Origin of the sequence: Halomonas halodenitrificans DSM 735 (assembly GCF_000620045.1) — a bacterium.
GTDB classification, from domain to species: domain Bacteria; phylum Pseudomonadota; class Gammaproteobacteria; order Pseudomonadales; family Halomonadaceae; genus Halomonas; species Halomonas halodenitrificans.
Genome location: NZ_JHVH01000020.1, coordinates 53,742 through 78,653, shown reverse-complemented (window position 1 = coordinate 78,653; position 24,912 = coordinate 53,742). Strand labels below are relative to the sequence as shown.

Genomic DNA, 24,912 nt, shown 5'->3' with positions numbered 1-24,912 from the left:
CATCATAGTCGCTCATGCCTAGACACAGCAGACCCAGGTAGCTCTTGACCACGTCGCTGGTGCGCATACCCAGCGTGGTGGGGAAGCGGCCGTCGATGCTGTCGACGCCGGCGATCTCGATGCACTGCCCGATGATCGACAGCCCGGAATGGCTGGTGAGGGTGCGGCGACTGGCGCGGAACTTTATGTTGGGCATGGCACTGTCTGGGTGAATGGCGATAATGGCTATATTGCCATGCAGGTCAGTGGGTTAGAAGTGCTTCCGGGGGCCGGTCTCACGGATTCAGGGATCCCCCTTAGCCGTACATTTTCCGTAAGGATTTGAACGGCACTGTGTAGTAACCGCCCTAGAAAAAAAACCCAGGCCAGTAGTACAGCGACGTAACATGGCTGTGAAAATAGAAGAACCAAGCAAGCAACGTGGAAGAAAAGCGGCCACTCAAACTGGTTTGAAAGATTGGCACTTATACGCGGCTCGAACTCAGCCCATGGGTTGCTCCCATCCGGCCGACGACCGATTCCCCATACAGAGGGAGCGCGTGCAACCGTAAGCAAAACATAAAGGAATGTCGCCAAGGCGACATGCGCTGCCATTGGTACTATCAGAGTTTCCATCATCCTCTACGGCCTTCCTCTAGCATGATGTATAGGGTGCCTAACGCCTTGGCTTTGCGGCACACCGAAGCGCTAGCGTAGGTGCGTCCGACAACAGCCAATTGTTAAGAATCTATTTCATCAAAGTTAAAATCTTGATACTCACCTAGTTGGCTCAGTTCGTCTTTATAAATCTTCCTATTTGCATAAGGAATAGTGACATCATTAGAAAGCCTAGCCAGACACCTTGCTTTAATACCTTTATATTGTTTTGAGTTTTTATCTACGAAACCCTCAACGATATGAAGAGCGTTAGCAGTACTTTCTTTTTCTAGCTCTAGATTGGACTGAAGAGCAATTTTTATGTCATTTTTACTCTTTGGGAAATCAGACCTTACTTTGCTCAATTCCTCTTCAGCCTCTGCCAACTCTCCTGCTTTAATCAGAGCTTTTACCAATTGGACCCTACCAGAGAAAAATCGCTGACCACCCAGATTTGAAGCTTCTCGAGCGTGCTTTAGCGCGTGGCCCGTCCTTCCAAAGGTGAGATGGAAAGAAGAAAGCCTGAGTTTATAATGCTCCGGAGTGTCAAGTAGTTCTAGCTGCGTTATGTATCTTTTGGCTGCGTCTTCATCACCCTGTTTTATGGAAATTCGTGCTGCCATATCTATAACCTGATTATTATTTGGCTGGATCCTAAGCGCCTCATTGATGTTTTTCTGAGCAGAATCCAGGTCGCCAATCATTAGGTAGCAATGAGAAAATTCACGATAAAGAGCAAAGCCTTTTCTACCGTGCTTCTGAGCATTTGAGTATGCCTCTATGGCTTTATCCAGATCACCCTTCTTACGCTCTAAAAAGCCTTGCAGATAATAAACATTACGATATTCATCTAATGGGTATAGACCATCTAAGTACTTTTGTGCAGCATCCCATTTCTCTTCTTGAATCAATGCTTTAATAAGAAACGTTTTAGCTTTTGCACTATCAGGATTAACATTTATCGCCTCTCTGCCAATCTCTATAGCTTCTTTATATTTCCTCTGGTGATATGCGCTTTCCAGAAGCTTAATATAATCCGAGTTAAGCTTAATTCCATTCTGGGTGGCATTATCATCACCCAAAGTAAAGCCTAACCGAAACAAGACCCGGGATATTTCTAGCTTGTGCTCATCCTGTGCTGACTCGATATATTGAATAAGGTTGTTTTTTACTGCTTTTAAATCCTGAGTTGTTGGATACCCAAAAACTTCATTTATCGCACCTTTAATCGGGTCAGCAATTCTATAAAGCTGCCCATCTTGCACCCTCACTAACGAGCAGTCTATTAGTTCGTAAACTCTATCATGGGCTTCTGGCTTTGCGCATTTATATAGAGACAGCACACATGATAATGGCAAAGGAGAATAATTAGATAACACTTGAAGAACGCTTATATCCTCATTTGTGAGATTGTGATCTTGAACATGAGTTATAAATCTTTTTTGGCTAAACTGTGTCAGTTTTCTTTTATCACTCATCAACGCATCAACAGAATAGATAGACGCTTGCTTTATTGCGAAATATGCCGCAGGCGGATATCCATTTATATAATCAGTCAGGTCCCTTATATTATCTGGGCTCAAAGTGATTTCTGACCTCAGAGCCAGTTTGGAGAGTAATTGGGATGATGCCCTGCCGCTGAGCTGCTCAATTGGCACACTCTCAACTTTAATATCATTATCTCGACTGATCCTTCGGCTCAGAATTAGGCAAATATAAGCATCCGAGAGCTGCTCAACACTCTCAATAACTTTATTCATGAACCCGGACAGACAACCATTGTCAAGCGTTAGTCCTCCTGAATCTATGAATATAGGAAGTTCGTTCGCAGACATTATCGACTGGATATTATTGATAACGCGCATAAGTGCTTCCGTCTCAGTAAGCACATTTATCTCGTTAACAATGTCTCTGAGCTCCTCTTGGCATGAATATGGCTCTATGATATCTGCAAGCTTGGCACAAAGTGAATTCAATGTTTCTCCTGCTTCAACCTCAACTTCTACGCACTTATGCAGTGAAAAAAGATCTTTTGTGACATTCCTTACCAGAGATCGCCGTCCAATCCCGGGCAGTCCAAATACTGCAAGTGTTTTGGGAGGGCTGGATCCGTCGATGGGGTTCAATGCCTCTTCCAATAAGTCACGCTCTTTCGAGCGACCAAGAAAAACGGGCCGCTGAAACTCCTCAGCAGTTTCTTCGAGTCGGTGCTTTATATCTCTTGCTATCGCGCTTGGTGACTGAGCTTTTTTAATCAAGGCTGTTGTTAGCCAGCTAGGAAGCTCACCGATCGGAACATCGTCATTCAAAACAAATACAATGGAGCGCTTCAACGCTCCCTTAAGTTTTGAATAAAAGGCCTGCTCCAGTTCAAAATTACACCAATAAGAATCTAATGAATTTCTGGTAGCAAAAAAAACAAACACAGTTGAGAGGCTGAGCTTTTCTTCAATCGATTTTTGAAACTCCACGCTACTATCGAAGCTTCTCTCATCAAAGATACAGTTCAGTCTACTCAGTTGATTTGCCACTTCCCTGACAATTTCTTTGTCGATTGAAGAATGCGAAAGAAATGCTTTCATGAAATGTTCCTATATCTTTGACTAAAAGTATCTTGATAATACCGATGAATTCTTAACGCCCGGCTCTGCGGCTGGTAAAAGTGTAGGCGAAGCCGGAGCGTTACCAGTCCGACAGCAGCCGATTGTTAGATTTTCTCAAACCAAAAGTGTGTTGCTTCGGCTAAATTCCTTCGTAAAAGTATTCTATTATATACTTGTCAAATTCATCAAAGCTTTCAACAGAGTCGACTAAATTCACCATTGTGATCTCCTTGAACTTTTCAATTATTTGGTGCAAGTCACCTTCATTCTCAAAATCAATTATATTTTTATTGTGTATCTTTTTTGTGATCATTCTAGGCAGGCCGTATTCTTCAAGCTGAAAAACGGCCGGCGGTAAAAAAGCATGAGAGACCTTAGATATAAAAGGCGAAATATCAACAGGGTTATCAAGAATTCTCTTTTGTAGAATATTTATGTCATTCAGTGTTGCGGCGAGTTTAAATGTAACATTTCTCTCTAATTTGAAAAATTCGTCGACACCAATATCGTACTGATCAAGTTCGTGCAGAAGCTCCGGTATAGATTTAATCCAGTTCTGGGAAAGAACCTTTATAAATCCAACGAATTTGTTATATTCAACACCCCAGCCACCCGGATGAATTTTTATTACTTTATATAGGAGTCTTTCCCAATCATTAGTGTTGTATGAATTAAGATAACCAAGGCCATTCCATTCGCTGGAATTGTAGGCAAGATCCCTTGCGATATCTCTAATGAGGTATGAACTACTCGACTCAAAGATGCTCTCGTCTTTCATAGACTTAAAAACTTCATCACCTAGTATTTCTGCCATTTCTTCTTTATAGGCAATGATTTTTGTAATCTGCTCGTTAGTTAAATCCTGTTTAAAGTCTTCTTCGTCGATACTTCCTACAAGGTCATCTGGAAAGCTTAAGTCTAATTGAGTTTCAGTAGATACTGGCGGTTCCTCGAGGACATATATTTTACCAACAAAGTGTTTAAACATTCTTCCGCCGCGCCCAATGATGTTCTTATAGGTAAAGTCATTAAGCTTTGACTGTCCATTTCGATTTCGCCATACAACGACATTTTCAGCAGAGGTGTTAACTCCTTCAATTATTGAAGATGTGGATATAATATTATTTAGGCCTTCTTCTTCCTCAAAAAGACGAACTTGAATTTGACTAAGAGATCTATGCAATTGTCCATTGTGTATTCCACACCCTCTTTTAACCAAATTAGTTAGGTGCCAATTCCTATCGTAATTATTAACCAACCAATGCTCGAAGTTCCTCAGAACTTCGCTTTCTATCGGGTCATGATTATCAATCAGAAGGTTTGCAACCTTGTCAATATTTGAATAAGTTCCAGCATAAATTAAAGTCTTTCCGTTATTGGACTCTAGTATTCTAAGAAGCGCCTCGCTTTTAAGGTTATCATCACCTTTTATTTCATTAAATAAATCATGCTTCTCAAGGTATACAGTATTGAAGTTAATATGGACAAACTCCATATCTCTGGTAAAAATATTTTCATTAATCTTTGAAATATTAGGGGCCAGAAAATACTTCTGGCTTGCCTTACGCCCCAACTTGAGAATTACATTTATTAATGCTGAAGACCTTTCTTTATCAAATTTTTCGCTGGCCTTGTAGAATTCATCAATTACCAACATGTCAATATTTTCTAGCTCATCTACATAATGGGCGGCCCTTTCTTGAGGAAAAATAAATATATTTTTTCCAGAAATTCTGACATCAGATGTTGTGATTATTTTGTAATGATTTGAGAATTTCCTTTGAAGTCTGCGTCTAGTTTCATCGGTTAAAGCAATGGTTGGCACAATAATTACAATATTTTTTGGCTTTTTTATTGATATGAATGCGTCAATTATGAAACTTTTACCGAAGCTTGTTGGCGCACTTACAGCCAAATTTCGACCTTCAGTTAACTTTTTTAATATTAGGGATTGTTCTCTATGAAGAGTAACTCTAGCATCACCACCAATATCAGTTTTAAAAGACTCGTAAACAAATCTATCTTGCCAGCTAGATGTTTCAGTATCTAAATACGGGTACAAACCAACTTGCCTAATAAGATTGTTTATCAACGGGCTGTACGAAACCTGTTCTTGCTTGTGATAATCTAAAAGCTTTATCAATTCATCTCTTGCCTTGGGCTCATTATTTGTTTCAATAAAATCGTTAATCTTTTGGCATTCGTAAAACACATCCATGACTATTGCCCCTTGTAATGCTCTACATTCTTAACGAATTTATTTACTATTTCATCCTTACTTGGAACAGGAAAAAGAATGATATGGAATTTTACGTCCCCATACCCAAAAAGGTTGCCAATAACTTTTATCTGCTTCTTGAAATATGAATTGGCTCTAGCTCTATGATACTCAATTACTGAGTTACGATAGTCGTCTGACATTCGGTTGCATTGAGCGGTGAACTCACACTCGTGCAGTATAAATATGGGAATATGTATTCTTGGCTTGAGGTAATCTATGGACTCCTTATTAGACAAAGCGCTCTTTATTTCTTTCTTTATGCCCTCATCTTCTACTAAGCCATCCAAATCTGAAACGTTTGTGATTATACTATTCTCTTTTTTTAACTTATCTGTTTTAAGGGAGTTTCCAACTGAATCTACGATACTACTTAACCGAGCATCTTCAATTGAAGTGTAGAATTTTGCTTCCCCAAACCATAAAGAGAAATCACCATTCTCAATTACAATATGAACTCCATCTGCACCCTTTGCATTGTCTTGGGAATTCTGTTTATAGAATATTTTTGGTACTACTGGAAGGGCCTTGTAGTGGTGCTTCATAACACCATAAAGAACAATTTCTGCCAGCTCACTACCTTTCCCAATATCTTTTTCCTTATCTGTAAGCCTTAGATTCTGAGCTGCTGCAGTCAAAATAGAGTGAGATTGATCTACAAGACATTTCCGCTCTTCAAACGATAGCGCTGTCTCTGCAATATTATCCCATATAAAATTTTGAAACTTCCTATATCGCCACTGCCCATCTTCAAAGTCATTCAATAGGCTAAGAACTCTTTTATTTTCAACTGGGTGCAAACTTTCATCGTCAGATATATTGACGAAAGAATCGTTAATCAACACTTCAAAGTCCATATTTTGCCTTCTCTCGTTCAATAATTCGACAAATCTAACAGGTATTAGACAGCGTGCTCGTTTATTGACTTGAACGAGCACGCGCGTTTAACAATCTTATCAAGCGCGAATTTTTCAGCTAACTTATTGTTTTTAATGCACATGAACCATAGCTCGGCCACCTATGCAGAATTCGCGTGCTTGCGCGTTTTGCTAGAACCAATAATACTGTATGTACATCCATTAATCGAGGGCCGTGATATGGATTCGCACAGCAGACCACCGAAGCTGATGGACCGGGTCAAGGCTAGCATGCGGGTGAAACGTTACAGCCCTCGCACCGAAAAGACCTATTGCTACTGGATACGCTTCTTCATTCGCTTCCATGGGATACGTCATCCTGCCGGCATGGGTGGCGCAGAGGTATGCGCCTTCCTCGAGCATTTGGCGGTGGAGCGCCGAGTGGCGGCGGCCACGCAGAACCAGGCGCTGAATGCCCTCGTGTTCCTCTATCGTCACGTCCTCGATCAACCCTTGGGGGATATCGGGGACTTCTCGCGTGCCAAGCGCCCTCGCCGGCTTCCGGTAGTGCTTTCCCATGAAGATGTCATGCGAGTGCTGAGCCACCTGGCTGGCCCCATGCACCTGATGGCCACCCTAATGTATGGCTCAGGGCTGCGCCTCATAGAGACATGCCGGCTACGTGTTCGCGATATTGACTTCGAGCGGCAGATTATTACGGTGAGAGCTGGCAAGGGCGACAAGGACAGAACCACACTTCTCCCGGGGATCAGTATTCCCGCCTTACAGCGGAACATCACCGTGGCCAAACATCAGCTCGAGGAACGTCTGCAGCATGGAAGCGTGCCGGTGACGCTGCCCCACGCGCTCGATCGCAAGTACCCCAATGCAGGAGTATCCCTGGCCTGGCAATGGCTCTTCCCCGCCAGCCGCCCGTGTTTCGATGATGCAGGCAAGGTGGTGTTGCACCATATCCATCCATCGGCAGTACAGAGAGCGGTAAAGCATGCCATGCGGGCCGCTTCGCTGTCGCGCCCCGGCTCCTGCCATACCCTGCGACACAGCTTCGCCACCCAGTTGCTGACTCAGGGTACCGATATCCGCACGGTACAGGCGTTACTCGGCCACAAGAGCGTGGAAACCACGCAGATCTATACCCACGTACTCGGCAAGGACTTCGCTGGAGTACGCAGCCCACTTGGTTGAAGCACCGAAGGCGCCAGGCACGCTACCGCCCCTACCTGGACATGCTGACAACGTTGGGCCATCCATGCGGTAGTCCTTGCGTTCTGCGATATGTCGTCCTGGCTCCCTGCGAAGCATTCATAATGCAAAGCCTATGTGAGCCCATATGGGTTTAAAAGTAGAGTTTGGTCGCAAACACCGCCTGCTCGGCATGGCTCGCGGTGGTACCGAAGAGGGAGAGACCATTCGCCGGCCCCACTGCTCCAAGGCGTGGGTGGCTATATGCTAAGGTAGATTTCAGCTGCCTCCACAGGCGGATTACCGTTCGTATCTGGCAAGAAGGAGTGCTGACAATGGCTGACCAGTGGCATGGCGATCCACTCGTGTGGGGCCACGGCCCACGCCTGTTCGAGATCTTTCTGGAGCCGACCTGTCCGTTCTCGGTGAAAACCTTCAACAAGCTGGATGACTTTCTCAGCCAGGCCGGCGAGGACAGTGTCCGCGTGCAGATATGGCTGCACTCCCAGCCCTGGCACCTCTTTTCCGGCATTGTGATCCGCGCGATCATTGCCGCCTCGACGCTCGAGGATGGCAAGGCCAACGCCCACCGGGTGATGGCCGCCGTGGGCAAGCATCGCGATGAGTTCGTGTTCGAGAACCACTGCAGTGGCCCCAATCGGCGCATCACGCCGGATGAGCTGCTCCAGAAGCTGGAAGACTACAGCGGCGTGGCGCTTACCGCGGCGTTCGACACCCCCGACCTCGAGCGCGAAACCAAGCGCCACGCCAGGTACTCACGCCAGAACGGCATCCACGGCTCGCCCACCTTTATGGTCGACGGCCTGATCGACCCCGGCATGGGCAGCGGCGATGACGTGAGTGAGTGGGTCAAGCGCTTCCATTAACCCTCGCGGTCGGCCGTGGCGACCTACCGCTGTCTGATCAGGCATGTACGCGAGTAGGTAAAGAGTGGAGCTGGAGAGAGCGGCACTTGACACACGCCCAACATTTCCATACTTTACGAAATATGGAAACATCAAGCATCATCGAGAGCTTTTCCGCCCTGGCCCAGGAGACGCGTCTGGAGGTCTTTCGCCTGCTGGTGCGGCGGGAACCGGATGGCCTCCCCGCCGGCGAGATCGCACGGCAGTTGTCGGTGCCACATGCCACGATGTCGGCACATCTCGCCGTTCTGTCGCGGGCAGGCCTGGTGGTTTCCCGTCGCCAGGGGCGCTCGATCATCTATCGGGCGAACCTGAGCCACATGCAGGAAGCCATCCGTTTTCTGGTGCGCGACTGCTGCGCGGGGCATCCAGAGGTGTGTGAGCCCTTGGCGGAGTCCCTGCTCGATTGCCCCCCGAATCCAGACGAAAAATGAGGCGTTATGCTTCCCCAGATGTATCACAACCCGAACTGCGGCACATCGCGTAACACCCTGGCGATGATGAAGGCCTCTGGTGAGTCCCCCGAGATCATCGAATACCTCGAGACGCCCCCAAGCCGGGAACGCCTCGTGGAGCTGCTGGCGCTGATGGGTATCGGTCCTCGGGAACTGCTGAGACGCAAGGAGACTTGCTACAAGACATTGGGGCTGGACGACCCGGCCTTGACGGATGATCAGCTGATCGACGCCATGCTGGCGGAACCGGTTCTGATCAACCGGCCGCTCGTGGTGACACACAAAGGTGCCAGGTTATGCCGGCCCGCGGAGACAGTACTCGATCTCCTTGACCATCCGGTAGCGCACTTCGTCAAGGAAAATGGTGACGTCATCCGTTACCCAGGAATCGCGCCATGAGCGACATCGAGATGTTGGCAGACCTTCCCCATATCGATCCTTCGCAGTGGCGTCCCATCGACACGGCCTTGTTGGCAGGCCCCGATGCCCCCCAGCATGCGCCACGCATTCTGGTGCTCTACGGATCGCTTCGAGAACGCTCCTACTCGCGTTTCGTTGCCGAAGAAGCCGGGCGACTGCTCAGCTGGTTCGGATGCGAGGTGCGGATTTTCAATCCTGGCGGCCTGCCCTTGCCGGATGATGCCGGGGCCGATCACCCCAAGGTTCAAGAACTACGCGAGCTGGCCCAGTGGTCGGAAGGCATGCTGTGGATAAGCCCCGAGCGCCATGGTGCCATGACGGCCATCATGAAGGCCCAGATCGACTGGATTCCGTTGTCGCTGGGCGGCATTCGTCCGACTCAGGGGAAGACCCTGGCCGTGATGCAGGTCTCAGGAGGTAGCCAGAGCTTCAATGCAGTCAACCAGATGCGCATCCTTGGACGCTGGATGCGCATGGTGACAATCCCCAATCAATCGTCGGTGCCGAAAGCCTTTACCGAATTCGACGACGCTGGCCGCATGAAGCCTTCACCCCTTTACCTGCGCATCGTGGATGTTTGCGAGGAACTCACCAAGTTCACCCTGATGATTCGGGGACGCAGCGACTACCTGACCGACCGCTATTCCGAGCGCGTGGAAAGCGCCGAAGAGGTATCCCGGCGCGTGAACCAGGCCATCATTTAACGGAGAGGAAACAAACCATGAACGAACACCAGGACTCCCCGGCCACAAGCGCCGCCGAGGGAATGGGTCTCTTCGAACGCTATCTCTCGGTATGGGTGGCGCTGGCTATCGTTGCCGGGGTGCTACTCGGCCAGCTTGCTCCGGCAGTGCCCGCAACGCTCTCACGCTTCGAATATGCCCAGGTATCGATCCCGGTGGCGATCCTGATCTGGGCGATGATCTTTCCCATGATGGCGCAAATCGACTTCTCCGCCGTGCTCGGTGTGCGTCGCCAGCCCAAGGGACTGATCGTTACCACCACGGTGAACTGGCTGATCAAGCCTTTCACCATGTTCGCCATCGCCTGGTTCTTCCTGATGGTGGTGTTCCGGCCGCTGATTCCAGAGCAGCTGGCCAGCCAATACCTGGCCGGCGCCATTCTGCTCGGGGCTGCCCCCTGCACCGCCATGGTCTTCGTGTGGAGCTATCTGACCCGCGGTGATGCCGCCTACACCCTGGTGCAGGTCGCTCTCAACGACCTGATCATGCTGTTCGCCTTCGCGCCCATCGTGGTCTTCCTGCTCGGCATCTCCAACATCCAGGTGCCCTGGGACACGGTGGCGCTGTCGGTGGTGCTCTACATCGTCATCCCGCTCGCCGCCGGCGTCGTGACCCGGCGCACCCTGATCGCCAGCCACGGCAGCGACTGGTACGACAACGTCTTCATGAAACGGGTGGGGCCGATCACCCCCATCGGGCTGATCATCACCCTGGTACTGCTGTTCGCCTTCCAGGGCGACGTGATCATCGCCAACCCGCTGCATATCGTGCTGATCGCCATCCCGCTGCTCATCCAGACCTTCCTGATCTTCTTCATCGCCTATGGCTGGGCCAAGGCCTGGCGGGTGCCCCACAGCGTGGCGGCGCCCGGAGCGATGATCGGCGCCAGCAACTTCTTCGAACTGGCCGTGGCCGCCGCCATTGCCCTGTTCGGGCTGCAGTCGGGCGCGGCACTGGCCACGGTGGTTGGCGTGCTGGTGGAGGTGCCGTTGATGCTGGCACTGGTGCGCATTGCCAACCGGACTCGGCACCACTTCCCCGAGGGCGACACACCGCCGCCCACCACGGCTCGGGGCTGACTCTCGCTGCGCACTCTTTCATGCTCAACGCTACAGTAGGTTCGCCATGATCTATATCGACAACGAAGGCATTACCGACCCGCACATCAACCTGGCCATCGAGGAGCACTGCATCCGCCACCTCCCCGCCGGCGAGGACTACCTGCTTTTCTATATCAATGCACCGTCGATCATCATCGGCCGCAACCAAAACACCCTGGAAGAGATCCACCAGGCGTACATCGACGAGCAGGGCATTCATGTCGTGCGGCGCATCTCCGGCGGCGGCGCCGTGTATCACGATCATGGTAACCTCAACTTCAGCTTCCTGACCGACTTTTCCAGAGACAAACTCAACAACTTCAAGCAGTTCGCCACTCCGATCATCGAGGTGCTTAATGACATGGGCGTGTCTGCCGAGATGAAGGGGCGCAACGACATCGTGGTGGGCGACAAGAAGATCTCCGGCAACGCCCAGTTCTCCTCCACCAAGCGGATGTTCAATCACGGCACCCTGCTGCTGGACTGCGACCTTGGCCAGGTCACCAAGGCGCTCGACGTGAAGATGACCAAGATCCAGTCCAAGGGCCACAAGTCCGCCCGGGCACGGGTGGCCAACATTGCCGAGTTTCTGGAGGCGCCGCTCTCTACCGAAGCGTTCAAGGAGAAACTACTGGCAAGCCTCTTCCCGGATGGCGCCGAGCGCAAGACCTACCGCTTGACCGCCGAGGACTGGGACAGCATCAACGCGCTGGTCGCGGAAAAATACCGCCAGTGGGAGTGGAACTACGGCCGCTCGCCCGACTTCGATATCCAGCGCACCCGACGCTTTTCCGCAGGCATCATCGATTTTCGCCTCAAGGTGAAGCGTGGCGGCACCATCAAAAACGTCAAGATCTACGGCGACTTCTTCGGCCAGCGACCGGTCAGCGAGATCGAGGACACCCTGGTCGGGGTTCGCTACGACAAGCGCGATATCGAAAGCGCGCTGGAAGGCGTTGCCCTCTACCCCTACTTCGGCGAGGTGGATCGCGCCGAGTTTATCGATCTGATCTACGGGCCGGATGAGCAGTAGCTCTCCGAGCTGAAAATCGCCCGATAAATCGGGCTCCCACCTGGCTGCTCAGGCCATTTCGTATAGCGCCATCACGGTTGGCGGCGTTTGGCCAAGCCCAAGCATTAACTATCCCGCGTCGCAATATATGATCGTCGAACGGGACAGCCATGACGGCCATTCCGCCGCACTCCTGATACCATACCGACTCGGCGATGACCGCGATGGCGCCGTTCTGCCTGCGTGGTGCTTCGAGCAGCGATCCTGTCCCACTTGTATCGGTTTCCCATGTCCATCACCCGCTTCACCCGTCCGCTTCTTTCCTTGCTGCACGAATCCTGGTCGGTGTATGCCACCCTGCTCAGAATACTGGTGCCAGCCCTGCTGGTGGTGAAATTGCTCGACATGCTCGGAATGACCGCCTGGCTGAGCCACTGGCTGGCTCCGCTGATGGCGCCGCTGGGGCTGCCGGAGCCGCTCAGCCTGGTCTGGGCCGCCACGCTGCTGACCAATATCTACACGGGCCTGGTGATCTTCTTCGAGGTGACCCAGAACACCCCGCTGACGGTCGCCCAGGTGACGGTGCTGGGATCGCTGATGGCGATCGGCCACTCCCTGCCCGTGGAGGGCGCGGTGGCGCGCAAGGCCGGCGTGCCCTGGTGGCTCACCCTGCTGCTGCGAGTCGGCGGTGCCTGGCTGCTCGCCTGGGGACTGCAGTGGAGCTATGCCCTGGGCGACTGGCTGCAGCAGGCCAACCAGGTGGTGTGGGAGCCGGCGCCGCGAGACCCGTCGCTGAGCGCCTGGCTGTGGGCGCAGCTGCAGACGCTGGCGACGATCTTCTTCGTGATTCTGGGGCTGATCGCGCTATTGCGCCTGCTGCGCCGCCTGGGCATCGAACGCCTGATACATCGGCTGCTGACGCCATTGCTGCGGCTGCTGGGCATCGGCCCCGCGGCGGCCAATATCACGGTCATCGGGATCACCCTGGGACTGAGCTTCGGTGCCGGGCTGCTGCTGCGCGAGACCCGCAGCGGCTCGCTGTCCCCACGGGATATCCTGCTCACGCTGTGCTTTCTCGGCCTGTGTCACAGCCTGATCGAGGATACCCTGCTGATCATGCTGGTGGGCGCCGATCTCTCGGGCCTGCTGTGGGCCCGGCTGGGTTTCGCGCTGGTGGTGATCGCCCTGCTCGCGCGCCTGCCCTGGCTGCCGGCCACCCTGGGTGGCGGGGGCGACGAGGCGACTCGACGTGCGGCAAAACAGGAACGCTAGCGCCTTACACCTTATCGGGTGTCCGATTCGAGAGGCGGTGGTAGCAAGGTGGCAGGATGCCGCTCCCGCTCAGTCGGACGCCAGCGCCGCTGCCACCGCCTGCTCGGCGTGTATCTCGGTGGTATCGAAGAGCGGCACCTCTGTATCGTCGTCCTGAATCAAGAGTCCGATCTCCGTGCAACCGAGGATCACGCCTTGAGCGCGCTGCCCGGCCAGTGAGGCGACGATTTCGAGATAGGCGGCCTTGGAGTCCGCCCGGATCTCGCCGCAACACAACTCCTCGAAGATGATGTCATGCACCCGTTCGCGCTGGGCGTCATCGGGAATCAGCGTCTGGATGCCCTGGGCCTCCAGACGCTCGCGGTAGAAGGCCTGCTCCATGGTAAAGCGGGTGCCCAGCAACCCCACCCGGCTCACGCCCTGCCGGTGCAGCTCCCGAGCAGTGGCATCGGCGATATGCAGCAGAGGAATCGTCGCGGCCTGCTCGATCTGCGGGGCGACCTTGTGCATGGTGTTGGTGCACAGCATCAGGAAGTCGGCACCGGCCGCCTCCAGCGAGCGAGCCGCCGCCCCGAGAATCTGCGCCGTGGCCGCCCAGTCACCGCGGCGCTGCAGTGCCTCGATCTCGGCGAAGTCCACGCTGTAGAGCACCAGCCGGGCGGAGTGCAGCCCGCCCAGCTGCGCCTTTACTCCCTGGTTGATCAGCCGGTAGTAGGTCTGGGTCGACTCCCAGCTCATGCCGCCGATCAGCCCGATCGTTCTCATTTTCGTCTCCTCTGGGCTAGAGACGCCGCAAGCGCCAGTCGACATGCCTCTCCCGCTACTCGGGCTTGCGCGCCAGCAGGGTGGCAAACTGCAGCTGCGCACCATTGTGCATGGTACCGACATCCTCGTTGTACTTGACCAGCTCCCAGCCCGCGTAGGCCTCGCGCAGCTGCCCCTCGCCAAGGGTAAAGGGAAAGCCCACCGGGCACGGGTGCGCGGCGGTATCCATGGCACACACAATCGTGTTGTAGCCACCGGGCAGGGTGTGCGCCTGCATGTCGGCAATCACCGCATCGACACGGCTCGGGTCGAGAAACATCAGGGTGACGGTGCAGGCAATCAGTCCATACTCCCTCTCCAGCGCGGCACTGTTGATGTCATATACCTGGGGCTCGATGTTATCGATCCCCTCCCGGCTGACGATCTGCTGCAGCATATCGATGGCGCCGGGGTTGTTGTCCACCGCGGTCACATCGAAACCCTGCTGGCTGAGGTAGAGGGCATTGCGCCCGTTGGAGCAGCCCATGTCCAGGGCGCTGCAGGGCGCCACCACCCGGCATGTCTCGACCACCTCACTGTGCGCGGGATTCAGGCCGTAGCGGCTATTTAGATCAGATGACATCGTATTCCCCTTGCCTTTTTATCAATGCCTTTCCATCAAATGCATCACTATAAGATTCATCCATCTTACTACTTTAAAGGCACGGCGAAATAGCGACAGCCAGGAATTTTGCGGGTCGACTCGTCGACCCGGCATCATCGGCTAGAAGCGAGGATTGATCGTCAACGAGACCATCGCCGAAAGCTGGCACAGAGGCCTTCCCGATACCTGCTGCAATTCATTGAAGGCGCCCTGGACCCGCTGCTGGTCGCGTTGACTCGTCGGCGCCTGATCAACGACCCCGGCGGCTACCAGGCGTGCCACCACGTCGCTGGTCAGCAGGAAGGTATCCTTGCCGACCAGGCGCAGGAAGCCGGCGGCCGAGCGTCCCCCCAGGCGGGCACCACGCCTGGCCAGTAGCCGCCACAAGCCGATGATGTCGTGACAGGGCCAGTCGGCGATAAACTCGCCGAAGCTGCCATCCTGCTCCTGACGAATATCCAGAATAAACTGGGCGTTCCTGGGGATGGTCTGCAGCTTGGTCCGGTGGCGGATGATACGCTCGTTGTTCATGTAGCCATCGACCTGCTCCGGGGTGAGCAGGACCATCATCTCGGGGTCGAAACCCCAGAAGGCTTCCTCGAAGGCGGGCCACTTGGCATCGACCACCGAGTGTTTCATGCCGGCCCGAAACACGCGCAGGCTCATGGCGGAAAGATAGCGATCATCGCCCAGCTGCTTCAGCGCGTCCCCCGACAGCGGCTCGGGCAGGAAGGCCTCCATGGCGTCGTCGGAGTCGAAGCGGCTACGAACCGTGTCGTGGAGCCACCGATAGTCAGGTTTCGTCATTACCGTTCTCCACGTCTACTCCGATAAAGCCGCCGGACTGGCGCCGCCACAGGGCGGCATAAAGCCCACCCCGCGCCAGCAGCTCCGTATGGCTACCGCTCTCGACGATCTGGCCCTCATCGATCACGATCAGACGGTCGAGCATGGCGATGGTGGAGAGGCGATGGGCGATGGCGATCACCGTCTTGCCCTCCATCAGCGTATAGAGCTGCTCCTGGATCGCCGCCTCCACCTCCGAGTCCAGCGCCGAGGTCGCCTCGTCGAGCACCAGGATGGGCGCGTTCTTGAGCAGTACCCGGGCGATGGCGATGCGCTGACGCTGGCCGCCGGAGAGCTTGACCCCGCGCTCCCCCACATGAGCATCCAGGCCGCGGCGGCCCTGGAGATCCACCAGCTCATCGATAAAGGTGTCGGCATGGGCACGACGCAGCGCCTCCTGGATCTGTTCCTCGCTGGCCCGGGGGCTGCCGTAACGGATGTTGTCCCGTACCGAGCGATGCAGCAGCGAGGTATCCTGGGTGACCATGCCAATCTGCCGACGCAGCGACTCCTGGGTCACCCCGGTGATCTCCTGGCCATCGATCAGGATGCGCCCGCCCTCCAGGTCGTAGAAGCGCAGCAGAAGATTGGCCAGGGTCGACTTGCCGGCCCCGGAGCGGCCGATCAGCCCAACCTTCTCGCCGGAGGCGATGGTCAGATCGAGGTCATCGAAGACCGGCCGTCCCTGGCCGTCGGGCCGCGCATAGCCGAAACGCAGCGCGTCGAAGCATATCTCGCCGCGCGGCACCGCCAGCGTCCCCGCATCGGGAGCGTCCTGGACCGCTGGCTCCTGGGCGATGGTATTCAGTCCATCCTGCACGGTGCCGATATTCTCGAACAGGCTCGCCACCTCCCAGAGGATCCAGTCAGACATGAACCGGATGCGCATCACCAGGGCGATCGCCACGGCGATGACGCCCAGCGACACTGCCTCCAGATACCAGGCGCCGATGGCCATGGCCGCCACCCCGGCCAGCAGCAGGGAGTTGAGCGTCGTCAGGCTGACGGTAAGCCCGGTGGCCAGGCGCATCTGCCGATACACGGTGCCCATGAAGCCCTCCATGGCATCCCGGGCGTACGCTTCCTCGCGACGGGTATCGGCGAACAGCTTGATCGTCTGGATATTGCTGTAGCTGTCGACGATACGCCCGGTCATCACCGCTCGGGCATCGGCCTGGGCCATGGACACCGCCCGCAGGCGCGGCACAAAGACCCACATGATGGCGATATAGCCGGCAAGCCAGAGCACCAGCGGCAGCATCAGCCAGGGCTCGGCGCGGCCCATCAGCAGCATCGCGCCGCTGAAGTAGACGAGCACATAGACCATCAGGTCCATCAGCTTCATTACCGTCTCGCGGATCGCCAAGGCCGTCTGCATCACCTTCTGGGAGACCCGCCCGGCGAACTCGTCCTGATAGAAGGCCAGGCTCTGGCCGAGCATATGGCGATGCGCCAGCCAGCGGCCGATCATCGGATAGTTGCCGAAGACGCCCTGCTGGGTCACCAGCGACTGCAGCAGAGTCAACAGCGGCAGGCCGACCACCACCAGCGCCGCCATGCCGGCCAGGCGCCAGCCGTGCGCGGCGAGGAAACCCGCGCGCTCGGCGGTGGACAGCCAGTCCACCAGCTCGCCCATGTAGCCGAAAAAGACCACCTCCGCCGCCGAGACCAGCGCCGTCAGCAGCGACATCACGATCAGTAACGGCAGTACCGGCCGCGAAAAGTGCAGGATAAAGGCGAACAGTCCCCTGGGGGGTGTGTCCCGGTAATCCTCGGGATAGGGGTTCACTCGGGTTTCAAAATAGCGCAAGACGGCGCGAAGCATGACGGCAATCCGATGGCATGAGGTGGCCTGGGCCGCGCCGATGGGAGGGTCCAGGAGCTTGGTGATATGGCGCGATTAGCGGCTAGCGCGACTGAAGAATCCTCGATCAGCGCGCCGTGCAGCGCTCGATGACCTCTCCCGACGAGCCATCCGCCGCATGCCGCAGGAGCGTGCCTTCGGCGCCGGGTCCGGTACCCTTTGTCCACCACTCCAGCCCGCCGCCCGCATAGCGTGCGCCGCTGGCGGACACCGCGATCTGCATCGCGTAGCGATTGTCCTGATACTCGACCAGCGCACTGTCGGTATCGGGGTAAGCGGCCGCGATTGTTGCACCGCTCTCGCATCGGTACTGCTGCATGGGAGGCGCGGCGGCTGCCCGCTGCTTTCGAGAGTCCTCTCCTTCATGCGGGGAACTGGCACAGCCAGCGACAAACAGCAGGGCAGCGATCGATAACAGAGTCAGTTTCTTCATAACAGCCTTGGACCTCAATGATGAAGTGATCGCATGGAGATACTCTCCCCGCGCGGTGGCGCCCTTGGCGAGGTTACCGACTAGCTCCGTTTTTCGAAACAGCGCGCCACCTGGTGGCCGGGGATAAAGCAGATGATAAACACGGCGAGAAGCGCCAAGCCGGCCAGCAGATAGGCAAGAACAGGGGGCGCGCCGAGCCCCCAGGTGAAGGAGAACGCCAGCCCCTGAAAGGCTTCTCCGGGCCAACGATAAAAAGGCAAGGCAGAGCCCTGGTTCAACACGGCCATGAGCAGCATGACCCCCGTCGTGGCGGTCAGCACACCGGCAATGATTCGTTGTTTCATCATATTCACTCCTGGGCAATGCGATACCCCAGGGCATAGAGTGCCGGCACGAAAAACAGGGTAATCAGGGTGCCCACGGCCACGCCACCGATCAGCACATAGGCCAGCGGCCCCCAGAAGCTGTCCAGAGTCAGCGGGATAAAGGCGAGTATCGCCGCCAGCGCCGTCAGCACCACCGGGCGGGCCCGCTGCACGGCCGCCTCCACCACGGCATCGCGCATCGTCATCTCGGCCCTGACGTTATCCGCCACCTGCTGGGTCAGGATCAGGGTGTTGCGCATCAGGATGCCCGCCAGGCCGATCAGCCCCAGGGTGGCCACGAAGCCGAACGGCTGATTGAACAGCAGCAGCGCGGTCACCGCCCCGATCAGCCCCAGCGGGGCCGTCGCCATGACGATAAAGGTGCCGGCGAAGGAGCGCATCTGCAGCATGATGAAGATCAGCATCAGCACCACCATCAGCGGCTGCAGCGCCTGAATCGAGGCCTCGGCCTTGGCCGACTGCTCCACCGAGCCGCCAATCTGCAGCTGGTAGCCGGCAGGCAAACGATCGCGCAGCTCCCCCAGTGCTTCCCAGACCTCCTGAGTCACGTCGTTGGGCTGGGCCCCTTCGATCTCGGCACTGACGGCCAGGAACGGCTGGCGGTCGATACGCTTGATCACCGGCTCCTCGAAGACCGTCTCCAGCTCCCCCAGCTGGGCGAGCGGTATCCGCCGGCCCTCACGGTTCAGTATCTCCAGGCTCTGGAGGTCGACGCTGTCTGCCTGGGCCCCGCGCCCCACGGCAGGCACCAGCCGGATACCGTCGCGCAGCTCGGTGATGGTCATGCCATCCAGCTGGAACTGCAACTGACGCGCCACTTCGTCCGGGGTCAGGCCGATCAGCTGCAGCCGGTGATGATCGATGGCCAGGTGCAGCCGCGCCACCCGTTCGTCCCATTCGAGGTGCGGGTCCCGCGTGGCGACATGGGCGGCCATCACCTGGCGAACCTCATGGCCGATGTCGCGCAGGCGGTCGGCGTCATCGCCCAGCACGCGGATGCTCACCGGCCAGTCGACCGGCGGCCCGTAGAGCAGCTTCTGCACGCGCACCCGCGCCTCGGGGAAGTCACCGTCGGCGATATGTACCTTGAGCCTGTCGATCAGCCGCTCCCGCGCCTCGACGCCCTCGGTCACCGCGATCAGCTTGGCAAACGCCGGGTTGGGCTGTTCGGGGTTGGCGGAGATAAAGAAGCGCGGAGCCCCGGCCCCCACGTAGGCGGAGAGCGACTCCACGCCGTCGGCCTCACCGATCAGCGCCTCGAGGCGGCGTGTGGTCGCATCGGTGGCACCGATGGCCGTGCCCTGGGGATGATAGACGCTGACCAGCACCTCGGGGCGGTCGGAGCTGGGGAAGAATTGCTTTTCCACCGGCCCGGCAAGCCCGGCGGCGGCCGCCACCAGCAGCACCACCGTGAGGGCCACCACGCTCTTGCGATAGCGCACGCAGGCACTGATGAGACCCCGCAGGCGACGATAGCCTCGCGACTGATAGGCCTCGTGCTGGGCGTGGGGCGTCTTCTGTTCGGGCAGCAGCTTGACGCCCAGATAGGGGGTGAAGACCACCGCCACGATCCACGACAGCAGCAGCGCAATACACAGCACCCAGAAGATATTGCCGGTGTACTCGCCCACGGCGGATTGCGCAAAGCCCACCGGCACGAAGCCGGCCACCGTGACCAGGGTGCCGAACAGCATCGGGGCGGCGGTGACATGCCAGGCATGGGCGGCGGCCTCGAGACGATTCCAGCCCGCCTCCATCTTCACGATCATCATCTCCAGGGCGATGATGGCGTCGTCGACCAAAAGCCCGAGGGCGATGATCAGGGCACCGAGAGTCACGCGGTCCAGGTTGATCCCCATGGCCAGCATCGTCACGAAGGTCAATGCCAGGGTCACCGGTATGGCAATCCCCACCACGATGCCGGCACGCAGTCCGACCGCCAGCATGGTGACCAGCATCACCACCACCACGGCCACCAGGAACTTCACCTGGAAGAGGTTCACCGCCCCAGCAATAGCATCGGCCTGGTTGGTCATCACCTCTAGCGACATGCCCAGCGGCAGGCGCTGGCGCTCCTGCTGCCAGAAGGCGTCCAGGCGATCGCCGAAGGCCAGGCCATTGACCCCGCTCTCCATTACCACGCCCAGCAGCAGGCCCTCCTCACCGAAGGCGCGCACCAGATAGCGGGGTGGATCCTCGTAGCCCCGCGAGATCTCGGCGATATCGCCCAGGCGAATCAGCCGCTCGCCGATACGGATCGGCACATCGGCCAGTGCCTCGGGCTCCGACAGGTCGTGGGTCAGCCGCAGATAGAGGCGCGGCCCCTGGGTATCGATGCGCCCGGCCGGCAGCAGCCGGTTATGTGCCTGAATGGCGGAGAAGACGGCCTCGGGCGAAATGCCCAGGCTCTGCAGCCGGGCCAGGTCGAAGTCGACATGCATGCGCTCCTGGCGCTCGCCCAGCACCTCGGCCTTGGTGACTCCCTCAACGCGCTGCAGCCGATCACGCATGTCCTCGGCCTCGCGCACCAGCTCGCGCATCGGCATGCCCGGGGCGCTCAAGGCCGCCAGGGAGAAGTAGACGTCGCCGAAGTCCTCGTTGATCATCGGCCCCATCACGCCCTCGGGAAGACCGGGAGCGGCATCCTGCATCCGACGGCGCACCTGATAGAAGCGCTCCGTGATCGCCTGACCGGGCACGGTATCTTCGAACTCCACCTTGAGGTCGGCGCGTCCGGGTCGAATGGTCGTCTCGATGCGGTAGAGATCATCGACCTCCTGGATATCCTTCTCCAGCGGGTCCACCACGCTTGCCTGGATCTCCTGCGGCGAGGCACCGGGCCAGGCCGCGGAGACCATCATCACGCGCACGGTAAAGTCCGGGTCTTCCGCTCGCCCCAGGGAGGCGAAGGCATAGAGGCCACCCAGCAGCGCGATCACCAGGAAGAACAGCGTGACGGCGCGCTCGCGAACCGCCAGCGCCGAGAGGTTGGGAAAGCTCAAGGCGCGCCCTCCTCGCCCAGTGGCCGCACCGCCTTGCCGGCCGTGAGCAGATGGGTGCCCAGGCTGATCACCGCCTGCCCGGCCTCGAGTCCCTCGCCGCTGACCCAGGCGTATTCCCGGGTGACCCGCTCCAGGGTCACCGGCAGCGGCCGGGCCTCTCCCTCAACGATGCGCCACAGCCTGGGGCCGTCCCCGCGCTCATCCAGCGCCGCCACCGGTACCCGAAAGCGCCCCTGGGCGGCGGTGCTCGGCAGGGTAAACCGCGTCTGGACCACCTCCCCCAGGCTATGCGCCTCGAGCGGCGACTCGAGGCGATAGCGGGCGCGCCAGGTGCGGCTGGCGGGGTCGGCCGCCCCCGCCACCTCGCGGCGGGTCAGGGCGATGCGCTTCTCCCCTGCCAGCAGCTCACCCGCCTGGGGTGGCCGCGACCGGGCGGGGAAGTTGACCTCCACCTCCCGCGGCCCCTCCTGGGCCAGCCGGGCGACCGCCTGACCGACCCCCACCACCTGCCCCGGCTCGCCGCTCACATCGATCAGCACGCCATCGGCGTCGGCACGCAGGCTCGCATGACCCAGGGCGTTACGCGCCTGGGTGACCCTGGCACTGGCCGCCTCGCGGCGCGTCCTGTTCTCGCGTACCCCCAGCTCGGCACGCTCGAAGGCCTGGCGGCTGAGATACCCCTTCTCCAGCAGCTGCCGGTCGCGAGAGAGATCCGCCTGGGCCACATCCAGCGCCGCCTCAGCCGCGGCAAGCTCCGCCCGGGCGGCGGCAAGGGCCTCTTCCAGATCGCTGGGATCGAGGGTAAACAGCACCTCGCCCTGGCGAACCCGCTGCCCGGCATCGACGTGACGCGTGGCGATCTGGCCGCTGACCCGAAAGGCCAGGGGCGTTTCATAGCGAGCGCGCAGCACCCCGGTGAGCGACAGCGTATGCGCCGAGCTCGCCGCCAGCGTGGCCGTCTTGACCCAGCGCGGCGAGTCCGTCGCCGATGGCGCCGACGAGTCCTGGCAGCCGGCCATGAGTACCAGCGGCAACAATAGGAGGAGCAGATATCGCATTGGGCATCCCGGAATTTCAAACGATTATTTGAAACGATCATACCAGATGATTCCGGTGCCAACCGCTGGCCGGCTCGCCCCGGAGCTACAAGGCATCGCCCCACGCCAGGCAACCGACGCGGGGGATATCACTCGGCTAACACTGAGTAACTACGCTGACTAGGCCGGCGTCACGGCGATCCCGGCCCGGGCCGCGCGGGCGGCATGCAGCTTGCGGTAGCTCTCGATCAGGCGGTGGTGCTTTTCCAGCCCCTCCAGTGCCATGCTGGTCGGCGTGAGGCCATGGAAGCGCACGCTGCCGCTCACCGAGCCGATCACCGCCTCGATAGTCGCTTCGCCGAACATGCGCCCCAGGTTGTAACGGAAGTCCGCCACCTCGAGCGCGTCGTCCAGCACGATCTCCAGCACCGCCTGCACCGCCTGGTAGAAGAGATTGCGCTCCACGCTGTTGTCGTTGTATTGCAGGAACATCTCGACCCGCTCCAGCGCGTCCTCGTGCTGGCCCAGCGCCAGGTTGATCAGAAGCTTGAGCTCGAGGATGGTGAGCTGGCCCCAGGTGGTGTTCTCGTCGAACTCGATGCCGATCAGCGAGATGATCGTCATATGCTCGTCGAGCTGGCTCTCCTCCAGGCGCTCGAGCAGATCGGAAAGCGCCGCATCGCTCAACCGGTGCAGGTTGAGGATATCCTCGCGGTAGTCGAGGGCCATGTTGGTGTTGTCCCACACCAGGTCCTCCACCGGGTAGACCTCGGAGAAGCCGGGCACCAGGATGCGACACACCGGCGCGCCGAGCTCCTCGCGGACGGCGACATAGGCCTCCAGCTCCAACTCTTCCAGGATGCCGAACAGCGCCGCGCTCTCCTCCTCGTTGCTGAAGGTGCCGTTGCCGGTGAAGTCCCAGTCGCAGAACGCGATGTCCGAGCGCGAACTGAAGAAGCGCCAGGACATCACCCCGGACGAATCGATGAAGTGCTCCACGCCGTTGTTGGGCTCGGTGACCGCCATGGAGTTGAAGGTGGGCGGCAGGAAGTCGTTGAAGCCCTCGAAGCTGCGCCCCTGCAGCAGCTCGGTGAAGGTCCGTTCCAGGGCCACATGAAAGCTCGGGTGGGCGCCGAAGCAGGCGAATACCCCGCCGGTCTTGGGGTTCATCAGGGTCACGCAGATGAGCGGGAACTGGCCGCCCAGGGAGGCGTCCTTGACCAGCACCGGGAAGCCCTGGGCCTCCAGCGCCTCGAGGCCTTCGACGATCGCCGGGTAACGCGCCAGCACAGCCTGGGGGATGTCGGGCAGCACCATTTCCTCTTCGATGATCTGGCGCTTCACCGCCCGTTCGAGGATCTCCGAGAGGCACTGCACCTGGGCCTCGGCCAGGGTGTTGCCGGCGCTCATGCCGTTGCTGAGGTAGAGGTTCTCGATCAGGTTCGAGGGGAAGTAGACCGTCTCGCCGTCGGAGTGGCGCTCGAAGGGCAAGGCCACGATGCCGCGGTCCGCCCGGCCGGAATTGGTGTCGACCAGGTTCGAGGCACACAGCTCCCCTTCCGGATCGTAGACCTCGCGACAGTAGGCATCGAGGATGCCCTCGGGCAGGGCATCGTCGGGCCCCGGCTGGAACCACTTCTCGTTGGGGTAGTGAACGAACTCGGCATCGGCGATCTCCTCGCCGAAGAACTGGTCGTTATAGAAGAAGTTGAAGTTGGTCCGCTCGATGAACTCGCCCAGCGCCGAGCACAGCGCGCTCTCCTTGGTGGCGCCCTTGCCGTTGGTAAAGCACATCGGCGAAGCGGCGTCGCGGATATGCAGCGACCAGACGTGGGGCACGATATTGCGCCAGGAGGCGATCTCGATCTTCATGCCCAGCTCGGCCAGGATGCCGGTCATGTTGGCGATGGTCTGCTCCAGCGGCAGATCCTTGCCCTCGATCCAGGTGCCATCATCGCCGTCCGCTTCGCCCAACGCCTTGCCCATCAGCAGGGCCTGGGCGTCCTCGTCGATGTTCTCCACCGCCTCGACCTGGAACTCGGGGCCGGTCTGCACCACCTTCTTGACCGTGCAGCGATCGATGGAGCGCAGGATGCCCTGGCGGTCCTTGTCGGAGATATCCTCGGGCAGCTCGACCTGTATGCGGAAGATCTGCTTGTAGCGATTTTCCGGGTCGACGATGTTGTTCTGCGACAGGCGGATGTTCTCGGTGGGAATATCCCGGGCCTTGCAGTAGACCTTGACGAAGTAGGCCGCGCACATCGCCGAGGACGCCAGGAAGTAATCGAAGGGCCCCGGCGCCGAGCCGTCACCCTTGTAGCGGATGGGCTGGTCGGAAACGACCGCGAAGTCGTCGAACCTGGCCTCCAGGCGGAGGTTGTCGAGATAATTGACCTTGATTTCCATGGGGCACCGGGGAGCGTTGAGCGTG

The 24,912-nt window shown here is 57.7% G+C and carries 21 protein-coding genes and 1 pseudogene; 8 read left to right on the top strand and 14 right to left on the bottom strand.

What is annotated here, in order from left to right; translation table 11 throughout:
- The 5 genes and pseudogenes from Q358_RS0110475 to Q358_RS18225 form a co-directional block, all read right to left on the bottom strand.
- A pseudogene (locus tag Q358_RS0110475) lies at positions 1-196 on the bottom strand (IS1380 family transposase); the annotation flags it as partial.
- 29 nt (positions 197-225) lie between these two features.
- Positions 226-594 (bottom strand): MAPEG family protein, encoded by a 369-nt coding sequence (locus tag Q358_RS19125; protein WP_425402549.1) that lies wholly within the window; start codon positions 592-594, stop codon positions 226-228.
- Between the two features lie 125 nt (positions 595-719).
- The gene (locus Q358_RS18230) at positions 720-3,218 is read right to left on the bottom strand and encodes a tetratricopeptide repeat protein (protein ID WP_084286520.1); all 2,499 of its coding nucleotides are present in this window, start codon (positions 3,216-3,218) and stop codon (positions 720-722) included.
- A 160-nt stretch (positions 3,219-3,378) separates the two neighbouring features.
- Positions 3,379-5,457, bottom strand: coding sequence for a DEAD/DEAH box helicase (locus Q358_RS0110470; protein ID WP_043488096.1), 2,079 nt, complete (start codon positions 5,455-5,457; stop codon positions 3,379-3,381).
- A gap of 2 nt (positions 5,458-5,459) precedes the next feature.
- On the bottom strand, positions 5,460-6,374 hold the full coding sequence (locus Q358_RS18225; protein WP_084286519.1) for a HamA C-terminal domain-containing protein: 915 nt from the start codon (positions 6,372-6,374) through the stop codon (positions 5,460-5,462).
- 69 nt (positions 6,375-6,443) lie between these two features.
- Here Q358_RS18225 and Q358_RS0110460 point away from each other — a divergent pair, with 69 nt between their 5' ends.
- The 8 genes from Q358_RS0110460 (at position 6,444) to Q358_RS0110425 (ending at position 13,505) form a co-directional block, all read left to right on the top strand.
- Entirely contained in the window at positions 6,444-7,580 is a 1,137-nt protein-coding gene (locus Q358_RS0110460; protein WP_281172981.1) for an integron integrase, read from the top strand.
- Between the two features lie 332 nt (positions 7,581-7,912).
- Complete coding sequence (locus Q358_RS0110455; protein ID WP_043488095.1) at positions 7,913-8,464, top strand: DsbA family protein; 552 nt, start codon at positions 7,913-7,915, stop codon at positions 8,462-8,464.
- Positions 8,465-8,550: 86 nt separating this feature from the next.
- Positions 8,551-8,937, top strand: a complete 387-nt coding sequence (locus tag Q358_RS0110450; protein ID WP_245598310.1) for an ArsR/SmtB family transcription factor — start codon at positions 8,551-8,553, stop codon at positions 8,935-8,937.
- 6 nt (positions 8,938-8,943) lie between these two features.
- A complete protein-coding gene (gene arsC, locus Q358_RS0110445; RefSeq protein ID WP_027961980.1) occupies positions 8,944-9,357 on the top strand; it encodes an arsenate reductase (glutaredoxin) in 414 nt (137 codons plus the stop codon).
- Positions 9,358-9,368: 11 nt separating this feature from the next.
- Complete coding sequence (arsH, locus tag Q358_RS0110440; protein ID WP_156940891.1) at positions 9,369-10,082, top strand: arsenical resistance protein ArsH; 714 nt, start codon at positions 9,369-9,371, stop codon at positions 10,080-10,082.
- Positions 10,083-10,099: 17 nt separating this feature from the next.
- The gene (gene arsB / locus Q358_RS17175) at positions 10,100-11,200 is read left to right on the top strand and encodes an ACR3 family arsenite efflux transporter (protein WP_051530308.1); all 1,101 of its coding nucleotides are present in this window, start codon (positions 10,100-10,102) and stop codon (positions 11,198-11,200) included.
- 46 nt (positions 11,201-11,246) lie between these two features.
- A complete protein-coding gene (lplA, locus tag Q358_RS0110430) occupies positions 11,247-12,254 on the top strand; it encodes a lipoate--protein ligase (RefSeq protein ID WP_027961978.1) in 1,008 nt (335 codons plus the stop codon).
- 267 nt (positions 12,255-12,521) lie between these two features.
- The gene (locus Q358_RS0110425; RefSeq protein WP_043488093.1) at positions 12,522-13,505 is read left to right on the top strand and encodes a nucleoside recognition domain-containing protein; all 984 of its coding nucleotides are present in this window, start codon (positions 12,522-12,524) and stop codon (positions 13,503-13,505) included.
- Between the two features lie 69 nt (positions 13,506-13,574).
- On the opposite strand, the gene Q358_RS0110420 is transcribed toward Q358_RS0110425, so the two are convergent.
- From Q358_RS0110420 to Q358_RS0110380, 9 genes are all read right to left on the bottom strand, one after another.
- Positions 13,575-14,270: an aspartate/glutamate racemase family protein gene (locus Q358_RS0110420; protein WP_027961976.1), complete on the bottom strand. Its 696-nt coding sequence runs from the start codon at positions 14,268-14,270 to the stop codon at positions 13,575-13,577.
- 55 nt (positions 14,271-14,325) lie between these two features.
- Positions 14,326-14,892 (bottom strand): tellurite resistance methyltransferase TehB, encoded by a 567-nt coding sequence (tehB, locus tag Q358_RS0110415; RefSeq protein ID WP_027961975.1) that lies wholly within the window; start codon positions 14,890-14,892, stop codon positions 14,326-14,328.
- A gap of 141 nt (positions 14,893-15,033) precedes the next feature.
- Entirely contained in the window at positions 15,034-15,720 is a 687-nt protein-coding gene (locus Q358_RS0110410) for a DNA-3-methyladenine glycosylase I (protein ID WP_027961974.1), read from the bottom strand.
- Positions 15,707-17,584 carry an ABC transporter ATP-binding protein gene (locus Q358_RS0110405; protein WP_027961973.1) on the bottom strand — a complete coding sequence of 626 codons (1,878 nt, stop codon included), beginning with the start codon at positions 17,582-17,584 and terminating at the stop codon, positions 15,707-15,709. The genes Q358_RS0110410 and Q358_RS0110405 overlap by 14 nt, the downstream gene beginning before the upstream one ends.
- 106 nt (positions 17,585-17,690) lie before the next feature.
- A complete protein-coding gene (locus Q358_RS0110400; protein ID WP_027961972.1) occupies positions 17,691-18,056 on the bottom strand; it encodes an MliC family protein in 366 nt (121 codons plus the stop codon).
- 80 nt (positions 18,057-18,136) lie between these two features.
- Positions 18,137-18,403, bottom strand: a complete 267-nt coding sequence (locus tag Q358_RS0110395) for a hypothetical protein (RefSeq protein WP_051530307.1) — start codon at positions 18,401-18,403, stop codon at positions 18,137-18,139.
- A gap of 2 nt (positions 18,404-18,405) precedes the next feature.
- Entirely contained in the window at positions 18,406-21,444 is a 3,039-nt protein-coding gene (locus tag Q358_RS0110390; RefSeq protein WP_027961970.1) for an efflux RND transporter permease subunit, read from the bottom strand.
- Positions 21,441-22,502 carry an efflux RND transporter periplasmic adaptor subunit gene (locus Q358_RS0110385; protein ID WP_027961969.1) on the bottom strand — a complete coding sequence of 354 codons (1,062 nt, stop codon included), beginning with the start codon at positions 22,500-22,502 and terminating at the stop codon, positions 21,441-21,443. The genes Q358_RS0110390 and Q358_RS0110385 overlap by 4 nt, the downstream gene beginning before the upstream one ends.
- Positions 22,503-22,661: 159 nt before the next feature.
- Positions 22,662-24,887: an OsmC domain/YcaO domain-containing protein gene (locus Q358_RS0110380; protein WP_027961968.1), complete on the bottom strand. Its 2,226-nt coding sequence runs from the start codon at positions 24,885-24,887 to the stop codon at positions 22,662-22,664.
- Between the last annotated feature and the right edge of the window lie 25 nt (positions 24,888-24,912).

Bases quoted from the DNA above. Each gene is read 5' to 3' on its own strand.
- Q358_RS0110455 (WP_043488095.1), top strand. From the start codon at position 7,913: ATGGCTGACCAGTGGCATGGCGATCCACTCGTGTGGGGCCACGGCCCA.
- arsB (WP_051530308.1), top strand. From the start codon at position 10,100: ATGAACGAACACCAGGACTCCCCGGCCACAAGCGCCGCCGAGGGAATG.
- Q358_RS0110405 (WP_027961973.1), bottom strand. From the start codon at position 17,584: ATGCTTCGCGCCGTCTTGCGCTATTTTGAAACCCGAGTGAACCCCTAT.
- Q358_RS0110410 (WP_027961974.1), bottom strand. From the start codon at position 15,720: ATGACGAAACCTGACTATCGGTGGCTCCACGACACGGTTCGTAGCCGC.
- Q358_RS18225 (WP_084286519.1), bottom strand. From the start codon at position 6,374: ATGGACTTTGAAGTGTTGATTAACGATTCTTTCGTCAATATATCTGAC.
- Q358_RS0110395 (WP_051530307.1), bottom strand. From the start codon at position 18,403: ATGATGAAACAACGAATCATTGCCGGTGTGCTGACCGCCACGACGGGG.
- Q358_RS19125 (WP_425402549.1), bottom strand. From the start codon at position 594: ATGGCAGCGCATGTCGCCTTGGCGACATTCCTTTATGTTTTGCTTACG.
- Q358_RS0110470 (WP_043488096.1), bottom strand. From the start codon at position 5,457: ATGGATGTGTTTTACGAATGCCAAAAGATTAACGATTTTATTGAAACA.
- Q358_RS0110400 (WP_027961972.1), bottom strand. From the start codon at position 18,056: ATGAAGAAACTGACTCTGTTATCGATCGCTGCCCTGCTGTTTGTCGCT.
- Q358_RS0110385 (WP_027961969.1), bottom strand. From the start codon at position 22,502: ATGCGATATCTGCTCCTCCTATTGTTGCCGCTGGTACTCATGGCCGGC.
- lplA (WP_027961978.1), top strand. From the start codon at position 11,247: ATGATCTATATCGACAACGAAGGCATTACCGACCCGCACATCAACCTG.
- arsC (WP_027961980.1), top strand. From the start codon at position 8,944: ATGCTTCCCCAGATGTATCACAACCCGAACTGCGGCACATCGCGTAAC.
- Q358_RS0110420 (WP_027961976.1), bottom strand. From the start codon at position 14,270: ATGAGAACGATCGGGCTGATCGGCGGCATGAGCTGGGAGTCGACCCAG.
- Q358_RS18230 (WP_084286520.1), bottom strand. From the start codon at position 3,218: ATGAAAGCATTTCTTTCGCATTCTTCAATCGACAAAGAAATTGTCAGG.
- tehB (WP_027961975.1), bottom strand. From the start codon at position 14,892: ATGTCATCTGATCTAAATAGCCGCTACGGCCTGAATCCCGCGCACAGT.
- Q358_RS0110380 (WP_027961968.1), bottom strand. From the start codon at position 24,887: ATGGAAATCAAGGTCAATTATCTCGACAACCTCCGCCTGGAGGCCAGG.
- Q358_RS0110425 (WP_043488093.1), top strand. From the start codon at position 12,522: ATGTCCATCACCCGCTTCACCCGTCCGCTTCTTTCCTTGCTGCACGAA.
- arsH (WP_156940891.1), top strand. From the start codon at position 9,369: ATGTTGGCAGACCTTCCCCATATCGATCCTTCGCAGTGGCGTCCCATC.